The organism is Homoserinimonas sp. OAct 916 (assembly GCF_003260275.1).
Classification (GTDB): Bacteria; Actinomycetota; Actinomycetes; order Actinomycetales; family Microbacteriaceae; genus OACT-916.
This window is the reverse complement of the sequence record NZ_QJHB01000006.1, coordinates 75,521-88,765: the sequence shown is the minus strand read 5'-3', so window position 1 is coordinate 88,765 and position 13,245 is coordinate 75,521. Positions and strand designations below refer to the sequence as shown.

Genomic DNA, 13,245 nt, shown 5'->3' with positions numbered 1-13,245 from the left:
CGCAAGAACTCCGCGGCTACATGATGCTGTGCAATGCGCCCGGCAACGGGAATCCACGAGCAGCACCTACGAATCAACGCGTGTCCAGTCTATTCGTCTGGAGCCACGCAGATATTGCGAGGCCGCAGAGTCAACCGACCCTCTGGTATTCAGCGGCACATCGTGCAAGTTAATGGTGCAAGTGAATTCTGTGTGCGAGAACTCAGGGGGATACCCTAGCGTTGACTGGGGTGGGTGCAGCGGTACTAGTGCTGTGCCGAAAATTTCATCCAACCAGCCTTCACAGAAGGCACTGACGAAAGGGAGCCATGGCAGACGTTCTGATCGAGCGTCCGGAGCTTGACAGCCTGGGCACATACGAATTCGGATGGTCGGACTCCGACGCAGCTGGGGCATCGGCCCGGCGAGGGATCTCCACCGAGGTCGTGACAGACATCTCCAAGCTCAAGAACGAATCCGAGTGGATGCTCAAGGAACGGCTGAAGGGTCTGAAACTCTTCGAGCGCAAGCCGATGCCGAACTGGGGTGCTGATCTCTCCGGTATCGACTTCGACAACATCAAGTACTTCGTGCGTTCCACCGAGAAGCAGGCCCAGACCTGGGAAGACCTGCCCGACGACATCAAGAACACCTACGACCGCCTCGGCATTCCGGAGGCTGAAAAGCAGCGCCTGGTCGCCGGCGTCGCCGCCCAGTATGAGTCCGAGGTCGTGTACCACATGATCAACGAGGAGCTCGAGGCGCAGGGTGTCATCTTCATGGACACCGACACCGCGCTGAAGGAGCACCCCGAGTTCTTCGAGGAGTACTTCGGCACGGTCATTCCCTCCGGCGACAACAAGTTCGCGGCGCTGAACACCGCGGTCTGGAGCGGCGGTTCGTTCGTCTACGTGCCGCCCGGCGTGCACGTGGAGATTCCGCTGCAGGCTTACTTCCGCATCAACACCGAGAACATGGGCCAGTTCGAGCGCACCCTGATCATCGCCGACGAGGGCAGCTACGTTCACTACATCGAGGGCTGCACCGCCCCGATCTACAAGTCTGATTCACTGCACTCGGCCGTCGTCGAGATCATCGTGAAGAAGGATGCCCGGGTGCGGTACACAACGATTCAGAACTGGTCGAACAACGTCTACAACCTGGTCACCAAGCGGGCAATCGCGATGGAGGGCGCCACCATGGAATGGGTGGACGGCAACATCGGCTCCAAGGTGACGATGAAGTATCCGTCGATCTACCTGATGGGGGAGCACGCCAAGGGGGAGACCCTGTCGGTGGCGTTCGCCGGTCCCGGACAGCACCAGGACGCTGGCGCGAAGATGATCCACATGGCGCCGAACACACACTCCAACATCGTTTCCAAATCGATCGCTCGGGGCGGTGGCCGAACAGGTTACCGCGGTGAAGTGCGCATAGCGGAGGGCGCAAAGCCAGCGGCGAACACAGTGAACTGTGATGCGTTGCTGGTCGATACCATCTCCCGTTCCGATACGTACCCAACCGTCGACGTGCGCGAAGACGACGTGACCATGGGCCATGAGGCCACTGTTTCCCGCGTCAACGAGGAGCAGGTCTTCTACTTGATGAGTCGGGGAATGGAAGAGTTCGAGGCCATGGCGATGATCGTGCGCGGCTTCATCGAACCGATCGCCAAGGAACTGCCGATGGAATACGCATTCGAATTGAACAAGCTCATTGAAATGGGCATGGAAGGATCTGTCGGCTAAATGACCGTCGTTTCAACACCCACAACCACGCCCACAATTCACGAACCCGTGATTCCCGTTCAGACCCGGTCTGAACGGTTCGCCTCGGTCAATGTCGAGGACTTCGCTCCCGTAACCGGACGCGAGGACCCGTGGCGGCTCACCCCGCTGTCTCGCATCGAGGCCCTGGCCAATGGCGAGATCATCGGCGACCGCTACGAGGTGGACAGCACCCCGGTGGACGGCATCTCGATCGGCTGGATCGCCAACGACCACGAGCTGGTCGGCACCGCTGGAACCCCCGAGGAACGCGCCTCTGCGAATGCCTGGGGAGCCTCCGATGGCGCATTGCACGTACACGTGACCGGCGAGGACGACAAGCAGGCCACCGTGTCCCGGGCAGGCTTCGGTTCTTCTCCCCGCGGCGCCCACACCGTGATCAGCGCGGCACCGTTCAGTCGAGGTGTGGTGATCCTGGAGAACTTCGGGCAGGCACAACTCACTGAGAACGTTGAGATCATCGTCGGTGACGGCGCAAGCCTCACGGTCGTCTCGACCCAGCAATGGGACGACGACGCGGTGCATCTCGCCAGCCACTTCGCCACGGTCGGACGCGACGCAAAGCTCAAACACGTCGTTGTCTCGCTGGGCGGAAGCCTGGTGCGGTTGAACCCGTCGGTTCACCTGAACACCGACGGCGGCGACGCTGAGCTCTTCGGGCTCTACTACGCCGACCAGGGCCAGCATCTGGAGCAGCGGGTCTTCGTGAACCATGACGCCGCACACACCCGTAGCCGGGTGACCTACAAGGGTGCGCTGCAAGGCGATGCGGCACGCACCGTCTGGGTCGGCGATGTGCTGATCCGTCAATCGGGTACCGCTACAGACACCTACGAAGAGAACCGCAACCTGATTCTCACGCCCGGTGCGCGAGCCGACTCGATCCCCAACCTGGAGATCGAGACCGGTGACATCGCCGGGGCCGGCCACGCGTCAACCAGCGGCCGTTTCGATGACGAGCAACTGTTCTATTTGCAGTCTCGCGGAATCAACCCCGACGAGGCCAGAAGGCTCGTCGTGCGCGGGTTTCTCGGCGAGGTGGTGCAGCAGATCGGTTCCCCAGAACTGGAGCAGCGCATCCACGACGCAATCGAGCAGGAATTGAATCAGGGGGTCAGCGCCTGATGGCCAGTGTCAAGGTCTGTGCGCTCGATGATCTCCCGGTGAACGAGGCCGTACGAGTGATCATCGACGAGGTTCCGATCGCAGTGGTTCGCGACGCGGCCGATGCCGTGTACGCCATCGGCGACACCTGCACCCACGGTGACGTCTCCCTGTCGGAAGGCTTCGTCGAAGATGAAACGCTGGAATGCTGGGCCCACGGCTCGAAATTCTCCTTGGTCACCGGGGCGGCGTTGACGCTGCCGGCGTTCGAACCGGTGCCCGTGTACGAGGTCACGATGATCGATGGCGACGTGTACATCGACCCCAGCGTTGTGATCCCCTACTGATTCCACTCTCGACCACTATCCACATGAACTTCCCGCGGCGTCAGCGCGCGGACTCCGGCCCCCGGCCGGTGACTGACAGAACAGGAACAAGAATTTATGTCAACGCTTGCAATCACGGATCTTCACGTCAGCGTGCAGACCGACCAGGGCACCGTGCAGATTCTCAACGGTGTCGACCTCACCATCAAGAAGGGTGAGATCCACGCCATCATGGGCCCGAACGGCTCCGGCAAGTCGACGCTCGCCTATGCGATCGCCGGCCACCCGAAGTACCAGGTCGACTCGGGAACGATCACCCTCGACGGCGAGAACGTCTTGGAGATGTCGGTCGATGAGCGCGCCCGCGCCGGACTGTTCCTCGCCATGCAGTACCCGGTGGAGATCCCCGGAGTGACGGTTACCAACTTTCTGCGCACCGCCAAGACCGCCATCGATGGCGAGGCGCCCCCCATTCGCACCTGGCTGAAGGACATCCGCACGTCGATGGCCAACCTGCGCATGGACAAGGTGTTCGCCGAGCGCAACGTGAACGAGGGGTTCTCCGGTGGCGAGAAGAAGCGCCACGAGATTCTGCAGCTCGAGCTCTTGAAGCCCGCATTCGCGGTACTCGACGAGACCGACTCCGGCCTCGACGTCGACGCGTTGAAGATCGTTGCCGACGGTGTGAACCGGGCAAAAGAGACCACGGGTCTCGGCATCGTTCTGATCACCCATTACACCCGGATCCTGCGCTACATCAAGCCAGACTTCGTGCACGTGTTCGTTGCCGGGCGCATCGCCGAGCAGGGCGGGCCCGAACTGGCCGACCGTCTCGAGGCCGAGGGCTACGATCGCTTTCTGACTCCTGCGAACGTAGGCTAGTCGCATGGTTGTCGCGCTATCTCCTGCACGGTATGACGAGGTTGAAGAAGCCCTGAAAGACGTGATGGATCCCGAACTCGGGATCAACATCGTCGACCTCGGCCTGATCTACGACCTCGGCTGGGACGACGAGAACGATGCCCTCGTGGTCAGCATGACCCTGACCAGCGCGGGCTGCCCGCTCACCGACGTGATCGAGGAGCAGATCACCGAGTCTCTCTACGACGTGGTGGACCAGTTCCGCATCAATTGGGTCTGGATGCCGCCGTGGGGCCCGAACAAGATCACCGACGACGGTCGCGACATGATGCGCGCCCTCGGCTTCGCGATGTAGTCTGTTCTGTCGGCATCCGCCGGTCTGTACCCTGCTCACCCATACGCCTGATTCTGGGGCGCCGTAAAACGAATTGGAACTCCACTGTGCTCAATGTGCGCGACCTTGAGCTCAGAGTGGGCGCCCGCGTGCTCATGGACGACGTCACCTTTCGGGTCTCTCCCGGCGACAAGATCGGCCTGGTCGGTCGCAACGGCGCGGGCAAGACTACCCTGACGAAGACTCTCGCCGGCGAACTGCAGCCCACCGCGGGCACGATCGAGCGCTCCGGAGAGATCGGTTACCTCCCGCAGGATCCGCGCTCGGGCAACCCGAGCGACCTCGCACGCACCAGAATTCTCGATGCCCGGGGTCTCGGCCACACTGTGCTCGGAATGCAGAAGGCGCAAGAAGAGATGGCGAGCAGCGACCTGAAGGTCAGTGCCGCCGCCATGAAGCGCTATGGCTCGCTGGAGGACAAGTTTCACGCGCTCGGGGGCTACACCGCCGAGGCGGAGGCGGCCTCGATCGCCAGCAACCTCAGCCTGCCCGACCGCATCCTGGACCAGCCGCTTTCAACCCTCTCCGGCGGTCAGCGTCGACGCATCGAACTGGCCCGCATTCTGTTCTCCGGCGCCGAGACCATGCTTCTGGACGAGCCGACCAACCACTTGGACGCCGACTCCGTCGTGTGGTTGCGCGAGTTCTTGAAGGGTTTCCCGGGTGGGCTGATGGTGATCAGCCACGATGAAATTCTTGTTGAGGACACGGTCAACCGCGTGTTCTACCTCGACGCCAACCGCACCACGATCGACATCTACAACATGGGCTGGAAGCACTACCTGCGCCAGCGTGCCAGCGACGAGGAACGGCGCAAGAAGGAACGCGTCAACGTCGAGAAGAAGGCGGGAGTGCTGCAATTGCAGGCCGCCCGATTCGGCGCCAAGGCCTCGAAGGCCGCCGCCGCGCACCAGATGGTTCGGCGCGCCGAGAAGATGCTCGCCGGCCTCGACGAGGTGCGTGTCACTGATCGCGTGGCAAAGTTGCGCTTCCCCGAGCCGTCTCCGTGCGGGCGCACGCCGATCATGGCCAACAACCTGAGCAAGAGTTATGGGTCGCTGGAGATCTTCACCGCGGTGGACCTCGCGATCGACCGCGGATCCAAGGTCGTTATTCTCGGCTTGAACGGTGCCGGCAAGACGACGCTGCTGCGCATCCTCGCGGGTGTGGATGAACCCGATACCGGCCAGATCGAACCGGGACACGGTCTGCGGGTCGGCTACTACGCCCAGGAACACGAAACGATCGACGTGAAGCGCACTGTTTTGCAGAATATGGTGTCGGTCTCACCCCAGCTGACCGAGACCGAGGCTCGCCGGGTGCTCGGTTCGTTCCTGTTCACCGGCGATGACGGCCACAAGCCTGCCGGGGTGCTGTCGGGCGGAGAGAAGACCCGGCTCGCGTTGGCGATGCTGGTGGTCTCGGCGGCGAACGTACTGCTGCTGGACGAACCGACGAACAACCTGGACCCGGCCAGCCGCGCCGAGATCCTCGATGCACTGGCGAACTACTCGGGAGCCGTCGTTCTGGTCAGCCACGATGAGGGCGCGGTGCAGGCGCTGAACCCCGAGCGCGTGCTGATCATGCCCGAAGGCACCGAAGACCACTGGAACAAGGACTACGCCGACCTTATTTCGCTGAGCTGACGGGCATCGGCTGACGGCCGGGAGCGGTGTTCGCTGGGCTGGTGTTTCTGAATGGGCGTTTCTGAGCTGGCGTTTCTGAGCCGACATCGCTGGCAGAACAGATCGGCGCCGACGTGGTCGAGCCAACGCGTGCGAACGGCCGCCGCCGCCAGCGCCAGTGGTACGGCGGTTACTGGTGGGAATCGAGGATCTCGTCCTCGATGTCGGCATCGGAGCGCCCGCGCCTGTCCCGCCGGGACTGGCGCGCCGCCTCCCTCTCCTGCTCCTCGGGGTCGTCTTCGTTCAACCGGCGATATTCGGTGCGCACGATATAGCCGAGACCGATGAACCCGAGAACACCGAAGGTGAACCACTGAAACGCATAGCTGAGGTGCGGACCCTCGTCGGCGACCGGCCTGGTGACCGCCACTGGCCGTTCTTGAGTGGCCGGCGGTGTCTCGGAGTCCATCAGTCCATAGGCTCCCGTGAAAGTGGGCAGCCCCAGCAGGCCCTCGATCTTGGCGAGTTCGATGGTAGCGATCTGACCGGGCACATCACCACGTCCGGCGATGGCGGGCTCTCCGGCTTTCAACCGGGCAACGACGGTGACGGTGCCCGACGGGGGAGCCGGAATCACCTCGGGCAGATCCTGCGTGTTTCCGGTCGGCAACCAGCCGCGGTCGACGATGAACACGGTGCCGTCCGCGAGTTTCAGCGGAACCAATTGTTCAAAACCCGGTCCCTGAAGAGGCCGGTTGCGCACCAGCATCGCCTCATCCACCAGATACTGTCCGGTCACCGTCACCGGAAGCCATTTCTGGGCCGGGTCGAATGCTTGTAAGTTCGGCAGCGCATCAGCGAGGGCGATCGGCGTGCTGTCGAAGTTCGCATCGACGCGTTCAATCTCGGTGACCGCCTCGGCCCGTCGCGCCATCTGCCACATGCCGAGCCCCGCGCAGGCCGCTGCAAAAAGGATCGCGAGAGCGATATAGCCGGCCCAGCGCCGAGTGAAGCCGAACTTCAGCGCGTTCATCCGCCCTCCGCCTGGTCGGCAGCCACCAGCGGAACAACAGCCACGGGGAACTGCCTGGTTGCCAGATAGTCGTGTAAGAACTCCCGGTGTTCATCGCAGGCCAGCCAGACCTTGACGCGATCTGCGTTGTGGATCTTCGGGTTGCGCCACTCGACGCGCCAGTGGGCACCGTCGCGGCAGCCCGCGCGAGAGCAGACCGGCGTCAGAGAAGTATCTGTTGAGCTCATCACGCTTCGGTTTTCGGTTCGTCGCCGCGACTCTCGGAGGCGAACCCGTGTGAGCTGGGGGGTGGCGGCTGTGCAGAGCCGGCTCCCGGAAGTGCCGGATCGCGGAGCACGATGCCGCCCGGTTGCTCCACGTCTGCCCCGCCGGCGAACCAGGAATTGTTGGCGATCACGACCGCGAAGTAGGGCAGGAATATGGCGCCCAGTGCAGGGATCAGCAACCACCAGCCGTGAACAAAAAGGACCGCCACGATGCAGAGCACGCGAATCCCCATTGCGAGTGAATATTTCACCATCCGGGAATGCCGGTCCACCTCCGGAGAGGGCGGCAACGATGTGATCGATTGGGGTTTCATGTCTCGCAACCAGTTTACGCGAGCCGGAGGCCGGCTTGTCTGGGTTAAGCCTAAGCTTGAATCCGATTGGCAGCTGACTGGTCCCATATCCGGCGAACCAGCGCGAGCGCATGCGCAGGTGGCGAATTTGGGTGCAGGGACTGTGAGCGCATTGACTGTGAACGCTTGCACTTTGAACGTAGTGACTTTGAACGCAATGAAATTGAACGCAACGACATTTGACGCACCGATCTCAGGTGCAGCGAGTGTGGTGTACCGACTTTGAGGGAGAGACAAATGACGGCCAGAACGGTTCTGATCACAGGCGGCAATCGAGGTATCGGATATTCGATGGCCGAGGAGTTTCTGGCCGCGGGGCATCGTGTGGCTGTGACGGCGCGCAGCGGTTCCGGCCCTGAGGGAGCCCTCACGGTGCACGCCGACGTGACCGACCCGTCGACGATCGATCAGGCGTTCACTGTTGTCGAAGACAAGCTCGGTCCGGTCGAGGTCGTGGTTGCGAATGCTGGGATCACCCGCGATACGCTGCTCATGCGCATGTCGGATGATGATTTCACCGAGGTGGTCGACACGAACCTCACCGGGGCCTTCCGGGTAGTGAAACGCGCGTCGAAGGGCTTCCTGCGTCAGCGTTTTGGGCGCATCATCCTGGTTTCGAGCGTCGTTGGGCTGTACGGCGGGGCGGGCCAAGCGAACTATGCGGCGTCGAAAGCGGGGCTCGTCGGACTTGCGCGTTCCATCACCCGGGAACTCGGTGCGCGAGGGATAACAGCGAATGTGATCGCTCCAGGCTTCATCGAGACAGACATGACCGCCGAATTGCCCGCCGAACAGCAGGCTGCGTACAAAAAGGCCATCCCGGCGGGTCGGTTCGCCACCAGCCAGGAAGTGGCCAGGGTGGCCGTCTGGTTGGCAGGAGATGATGCCGGCTACATTTCCGGTGCCGTCATTCCGGTCGACGGCGGCCTTGGCATGGGCCACTGATTCTGTCCTGCCTTTTCCCTAATGGTGGCAGAGCGGAGTAGTGGGGCAAAGCGGAATAGTGCTGGCAGAGCGGAATAGTGGGGCGCCATTTCTCGCGAATAGCCGGATCTGAACGCGTCCATGGGTGACCGAGGGTGCCGTAGCCGTTGGTGCTCGCTCCAGTGCACCCCTCCCGGGTGGCGGCTCCGATGGCGAGTCCAATGGCGAAATCGGCAACCGTGAGAGCCGAAGTACAAGTACAAGTAGAAGTACAAGACCCGTGTCCTTCAGCCCGGGGGAGATGATGACGGCCGTCGCACCCACCTCGCTTCGGCCGTCGCACCTACCTCGGTTCGGCAGACTCACTTGCGGTTGTTCGGAGAGAGCGGTGCTCAGGTCGGTGCCGAATTGACCCTGTTGATCACCGTCCCGGCAGGGTCGAGCAAAGTTATCCACAGGCCTGTCACTCGCCGGTCGAAATGTCGGTGGGTCATGGTTGACTCTGTATATGGAACATATGTTCGAATCTGATGATGGTGACAGGTTCTGCCCCGGCGAACCCCCCACCGTTGACTCTGTGCCGAACGCCATGCCTGACCACCCACCGGGGGTCGACGAATCCACGGTCGGTGGGAACGCTGTTCTGTTTGGTCCCGGTGACGAGATGGCGGCGGCTGCGATCGCCCGCACGGTGGTGATCCGGCAGCAGATGGGTGCCCTGCAGGCCCAGGAGTTGCACGAGTTGGCGACCCTGGCGGTGTGGGTGCGGGCCGGTAACACCGAACTGTACGGTTGTGACCCGTCGATCGCGCACCGGTCCCTGGTCGCCGACCTCGCCGCGGCGCACCGGGTCTCTGAGCGCACCATGGGTCGCCGCCTCGCTGACGCGGAACGGTTCGTCACCGACTACCCGGCCGCGGTGGCCGCTCTCAACGACGGCCGCATCGACCTCGCCCATATCCGGGTGATCGCCGACCACGGCCTGCCCATCCAGGACGACACCGCCCGCGCCGTCTACGAACAGGTGGTGTTGGACAAAGCGGCCGACACCACCCCGGGCAGGCTCGGCCGGTACGCGCAACGGGCGGCCGCGACGTGCGGCGAGGTCACTTTTCAGCAACGGTACGACCAGGCGTACAAACAACGCCGGGTGTGGGTGCACGACATCGGTGACGGTCTGTCCGAGCTGGGTATGACCGTGCCGACCGTGTTGGCGGAGGGCATCCTGGACCGGCTCACCCAGCAGGCCAAAGCCATCACCGGCGCCGCCGGCGCCCGCACCCTCGACCCTGACACCGGTGACCTGGTCACCGGTGACCTGGTCACCGGTGAGCCACGCAGCTATGACCAGTTGCGCGCCGACTTGGCCTGCGAGCTGTTACTGACCGGGCAACCCACCGGCTGCGAAGACGCCCCCCACCACGCCGGCATCGGCATCCGCGCCGAGATCGCCATCGTGATCCCCGCACTCACCCTCCTCAACACAGACAACGCTGACACTGACGCCACAGATCCACACACCGGCGCCGATACCAGCACAGGCACGAACACTGCCCGCGATACAGGCACTGGTACGGGGACGAAACCCGGGAAAGTTCGGCTGGAACCACCGACGCTCGCGGGGAAGGGTCCGATCGACCCGGCCACCGCCCGCCGGTTGGCCGCCGACGCACCCAGGCTGACCCGGCTGCTCACCCACCCGGTCACCGGGATGGCATTGACCGCCGACACGTATAGGCCGTCGGCGAAACTTCGCCGGTTCCTTCGGTTGCGAGATGGCCGGTGCCGACAGCCGGGCTGCACCCGGTCTGCCGGCCGGTGCGACATCGACCACACCATCCCCGCCGAAGTAGGTGGCCCCACCGTGCCCGACAACCTCGCCCACCTCTGCCGCGGCCACCACACGTTGAAACACCACGGCGGGTGGGAAGTGAAACAAATCTCCCCGGGAGTACTGGAATGGACCACCCCCACCGGCCGGGTCATCACCGACCAGCCAGACACCTGGCCCACCTTCACCGAAAATTGATCCACACCACGTCCGATCCATACCGAAGGCTGATCCACACCGAAGGCTGATCCACACCGCAGTTGACCAATGTCCGCGGTGGGGCCTCTACGGTCGGACTATTTCTCCCTTGCCAACCACCGTGATGCCGGAGTCGGTCACGGTGAATCCACGAGCCAGATCCCGTTCGATGGATTCGCCCACTTGGGCTCCGGCCTCCACCACAACATCCTTGTCGAGGATGGCCCGGGTGACAACGGCACCGGCTTGGATGTTCACGCGGTCGAAGAGTACCGAGTTCGAGACCCTCGCACCCGACTCGACAACCGACCACGGCCCCAGCACACAGCGTTCGATGTGAGCCCCCGAGATCACCGATCCGAGCGAGATGATGGAGTCAATCATGGAGCCGAGGTCGCCTCGGCCGTCACGGACCAGTTTCGCGGGTGGTGAGTTCAACTGTTGGCTGAAGATCGGCCATTCACGGTTGTACAGGTTGAACACAGGGAGCGTCGAAATCAGATCCTGGTGTGCGTCGAAGAACGAATCGATCGTTCCCACATCGCGCCAGTAGTAACGGTCGCGCTCGGTCGAGCCCGGCACGATGTTGTCCTGCAAGTCATAGACGGCAGCATCATTGCGTGCAACGAAATCGGGGACGATGTCGCCACCCATGTCGTGGCTGGAGTCACTGCGATCGCCGTCACGTGTGACCGCCTCGATCAGGGCATCCGCGTTGAAGACGTAGTTGCCCATGGATGCGAGCACTTCGTCAGGAGAGTCAGAGAGGCCGACCGGGTCGCTCGGCTTCTCCAGAAACGCATTGATGCGATTCGGGTTATCATTTTTGACCTCGATCACACCGAACTGATTGGCCAATGAGATCGGCTGCCGAATCGCGGCTACCGTGGCACCCGCGCCCGAGTCGACGTGATGTTGAATCATCTGGCTGAAGTCCATGCGATACACGTGATCGGCGCCGACCACAACCACGATGTCGGGCTTCTCGTCTCGCAACAGGTTAAGACTCTGCAGGATGGCATCGGCCGACCCACTGAACCAGCGTTTACCCAGTCGTTGCTGCGCCGGAACCGAGGCGACGTACGAGTCGAGCATCCCGGGAAGCCTCCACGTCTGGGAAATATGACGGTCAAGGCTGTGCGACTTGTATTGCGTGAGCACGACGATCTGCCGAAGACCGGAGTTGAGCAGATTGGACAACGCGAAGTCGATCAGTCGGTACTGGCCGGCGAATGGCACGGCCGGTTTTGCCCGGTCGGCAGTCAGCGGCATCAGCCTCTTGCCCTCGCCGCCAGCCAGAACGATTCCGAAGATCTTCTTTGTCAGCATGTCTCAACAGTAGAGCCACACCGGCGAAACGTACTAGCTTCAGAGGATGCGAGTGAACCTTTTCACCAAAGAGTATCCACCTGAGATTTATGGCGGCGCCGGGGTACACGTTGCCGAGTTGGTGCGCTCATTGCGTGCCGATATCGACGTGACCGTGCGCTGCTTCGGTCGAGACCGCGACGAGCCCGACGTGTTCGCGTACCGCCCGCCCGACGAGCTCAACAACGCGAATCCGAGCCTGGTGACGCTCGGGGTCGATCTGCAAATGGCCGAAGACGCCCGGCATGCTGACCTCGTGCATTCGCACACCTGGTACGCCAACGGGGCCGGGCACCTTGCGAAGCTTTTGCATTCCATCCCTCACGTGGTGACCGCTCACAGTCTGGAGCCGCTGCGGCCGTGGAAGGCCGAGCAACTGGGCGGAGGATATGCGGTCTCGAGCTGGATAGAGAAGACAGCGTTCGAGGCGGCCGATGCCGTGATCGCGGTGTCTGGTGGGATGCGCCACGACATCCTGCGCTCCTACCCGTCGCTCGACCCAGACGATGTGCACGTGATCCACAACGGGATCGACCTGAACCGGTGGCAGCCGGTGCACGACCCAGAAGTAGTCGCTCGCATGGGGATCGACCCCACACGGCCGACCGTCGTCTTCGTGGGCAGGATTACGCGCCAAAAGGGCTTGCCCTACCTCTTACGGGCGGCAGAGCTGTTGCCTGCAGACGTGCAATTGGTTCTCTGCGCCGGTGCCCCCGATACCGAGGAGTTGATGGCGGAGGTGACCGCCGGTGTGCGCCAGCTGCAGGAGCAGCGCACCGGGGTGGTCTGGATCGATACCCTGCTGGCGCACCGGGAGCTCTCAGCGGTGCTCACCGCAGCGACCGTGTTCGTTTGCCCGTCGGTCTATGAGCCACTCGGCATCGTGAACCTGGAGGCGATGGCCTGCGGGCTCCCCGTGGTGGGTAGCGCCACCGGTGGTATTCCCGAGGTGGTCGACGACGGGGTCACCGGGATTCTGGTACCCATCGAGCAGGTCACCGACGGAACAGGAACCCCCATCGACCCGGAGAAATTCGTGCGAGACCTGGCAGCGGCACTGATCGAGGTCATCAGCGATCCTCAGCGCGCTAGAGCTATGGGCGAGGCGGGCCGGCAGAGAGCACAATCACACTTCGATTGGGACACGATTGCCCGCGCCACACGCACGGTCTATGACCGTGTCCTCAGCTGATGCT

The 13,245-nt window shown here is 62.8% G+C and carries 13 protein-coding genes; 9 read left to right on the top strand and 4 right to left on the bottom strand.

The window, feature by feature from the left end; all coding sequences use genetic code 11:
• The first annotated feature begins 308 nt into the window (after window positions 1–308).
• From sufB to DL891_RS08385, 6 genes are all read left to right on the top strand, one after another.
• Window positions 309–1,727 carry a Fe-S cluster assembly protein SufB gene (gene sufB, locus DL891_RS08410; RefSeq protein WP_111719983.1) on the top strand — a complete coding sequence of 473 codons (1,419 nt, stop codon included), beginning with the start codon at window positions 309–311 and terminating at the stop codon, window positions 1,725–1,727.
• Window positions 1,728–2,891, top strand: a complete 1,164-nt coding sequence (sufD, locus tag DL891_RS08405) for a Fe-S cluster assembly protein SufD (protein WP_111719982.1) — start codon at window positions 1,728–1,730, stop codon at window positions 2,889–2,891.
• Window positions 2,891–3,217 (top strand): non-heme iron oxygenase ferredoxin subunit, encoded by a 327-nt coding sequence (locus DL891_RS08400; protein WP_111719981.1) that lies wholly within the window; start codon window positions 2,891–2,893, stop codon window positions 3,215–3,217. Before sufD ends, DL891_RS08400 begins: the two co-directional genes overlap by 1 nt.
• 96 nt (window positions 3,218–3,313) lie before the next feature.
• A complete protein-coding gene (gene sufC, locus DL891_RS08395) occupies window positions 3,314–4,078 on the top strand; it encodes a Fe-S cluster assembly ATPase SufC (RefSeq protein ID WP_111719980.1) in 765 nt (254 codons plus the stop codon).
• 4 nt (window positions 4,079–4,082) lie between these two features.
• Window positions 4,083–4,412 (top strand): metal-sulfur cluster assembly factor, encoded by a 330-nt coding sequence (locus tag DL891_RS08390; protein WP_111719979.1) that lies wholly within the window; start codon window positions 4,083–4,085, stop codon window positions 4,410–4,412.
• Between the two features lie 86 nt (window positions 4,413–4,498).
• Window positions 4,499–6,097 carry an ABC-F family ATP-binding cassette domain-containing protein gene (locus DL891_RS08385; protein ID WP_111719978.1) on the top strand — a complete coding sequence of 533 codons (1,599 nt, stop codon included), beginning with the start codon at window positions 4,499–4,501 and terminating at the stop codon, window positions 6,095–6,097.
• 169 nt (window positions 6,098–6,266) lie between these two features.
• Here the strand turns inward: DL891_RS08385 and DL891_RS08380 are convergent, their stop codons facing one another.
• Genes DL891_RS08380 through DL891_RS08370 form a run of 3 tightly spaced genes read right to left on the bottom strand, consistent with a single transcriptional unit; the run spans window position 6,267 to window position 7,689 of the window.
• Entirely contained in the window at window positions 6,267–7,109 is an 843-nt protein-coding gene (locus DL891_RS08380; RefSeq protein ID WP_111719977.1) for an SURF1 family protein, read from the bottom strand.
• Entirely contained in the window at window positions 7,106–7,336 is a 231-nt protein-coding gene (locus tag DL891_RS08375; RefSeq protein ID WP_111719976.1) for a hypothetical protein, read from the bottom strand. Before DL891_RS08375 ends, DL891_RS08380 begins: the two co-directional genes overlap by 4 nt.
• The gene (locus DL891_RS08370; protein WP_111719975.1) at window positions 7,336–7,689 is read right to left on the bottom strand and encodes a DUF3099 domain-containing protein; all 354 of its coding nucleotides are present in this window, start codon (window positions 7,687–7,689) and stop codon (window positions 7,336–7,338) included. The genes DL891_RS08375 and DL891_RS08370 overlap by 1 nt, the downstream gene beginning before the upstream one ends.
• A gap of 276 nt (window positions 7,690–7,965) precedes the next feature.
• Between DL891_RS08370 and fabG the strand changes: the two genes are divergently transcribed.
• Together fabG and DL891_RS08360 are read left to right on the top strand one after the other, a co-directional pair.
• Window positions 7,966–8,673, top strand: coding sequence for a 3-oxoacyl-ACP reductase FabG (fabG, locus tag DL891_RS08365; RefSeq protein WP_111719974.1), 708 nt, complete (start codon window positions 7,966–7,968; stop codon window positions 8,671–8,673).
• Window positions 8,674–9,160: 487 nt separating this feature from the next.
• Window positions 9,161–10,681, top strand: a complete 1,521-nt coding sequence (locus tag DL891_RS08360) for an HNH endonuclease signature motif containing protein (RefSeq protein WP_111719973.1) — start codon at window positions 9,161–9,163, stop codon at window positions 10,679–10,681.
• Window positions 10,682–10,768: 87 nt separating this feature from the next.
• On the opposite strand, the gene DL891_RS08355 is transcribed toward DL891_RS08360, so the two are convergent.
• Complete coding sequence (locus tag DL891_RS08355) at window positions 10,769–12,010, bottom strand: glucose-1-phosphate adenylyltransferase (protein ID WP_111719972.1); 1,242 nt, start codon at window positions 12,008–12,010, stop codon at window positions 10,769–10,771.
• Between the two features lie 46 nt (window positions 12,011–12,056).
• Here DL891_RS08355 and glgA point away from each other — a divergent pair, with 46 nt between their 5' ends.
• On the top strand, window positions 12,057–13,241 hold the full coding sequence (gene glgA, locus DL891_RS08350) for a glycogen synthase (RefSeq protein ID WP_111719971.1): 1,185 nt from the start codon (window positions 12,057–12,059) through the stop codon (window positions 13,239–13,241).
• Window positions 13,242–13,245: the final 4 nt, after the last annotated feature.

Coding starts and splice junctions, on each gene's coding strand:
- sufB (WP_111719983.1), top strand. CDS start 309: ATGGCAGACGTTCTGATCGAGCGTCCGGAGCTTGACAGCCTGGGCACA.
- sufD (WP_111719982.1), top strand. CDS start 1,728: ATGACCGTCGTTTCAACACCCACAACCACGCCCACAATTCACGAACCC.
- DL891_RS08400 (WP_111719981.1), top strand. CDS start 2,891: ATGGCCAGTGTCAAGGTCTGTGCGCTCGATGATCTCCCGGTGAACGAG.
- sufC (WP_111719980.1), top strand. CDS start 3,314: ATGTCAACGCTTGCAATCACGGATCTTCACGTCAGCGTGCAGACCGAC.
- DL891_RS08390 (WP_111719979.1), top strand. CDS start 4,083: ATGGTTGTCGCGCTATCTCCTGCACGGTATGACGAGGTTGAAGAAGCC.
- DL891_RS08380 (WP_111719977.1), bottom strand. CDS start 7,109: ATGAACGCGCTGAAGTTCGGCTTCACTCGGCGCTGGGCCGGCTATATC.
- DL891_RS08375 (WP_111719976.1), bottom strand. CDS start 7,336: ATGAGCTCAACAGATACTTCTCTGACGCCGGTCTGCTCTCGCGCGGGC.
- DL891_RS08370 (WP_111719975.1), bottom strand. CDS start 7,689: ATGAAACCCCAATCGATCACATCGTTGCCGCCCTCTCCGGAGGTGGAC.
- fabG (WP_111719974.1), top strand. CDS start 7,966: ATGACGGCCAGAACGGTTCTGATCACAGGCGGCAATCGAGGTATCGGA.
- DL891_RS08360 (WP_111719973.1), top strand. CDS start 9,161: ATGGAACATATGTTCGAATCTGATGATGGTGACAGGTTCTGCCCCGGC.
- DL891_RS08355 (WP_111719972.1), bottom strand. CDS start 12,010: ATGCTGACAAAGAAGATCTTCGGAATCGTTCTGGCTGGCGGCGAGGGC.
- glgA (WP_111719971.1), top strand. CDS start 12,057: ATGCGAGTGAACCTTTTCACCAAAGAGTATCCACCTGAGATTTATGGC.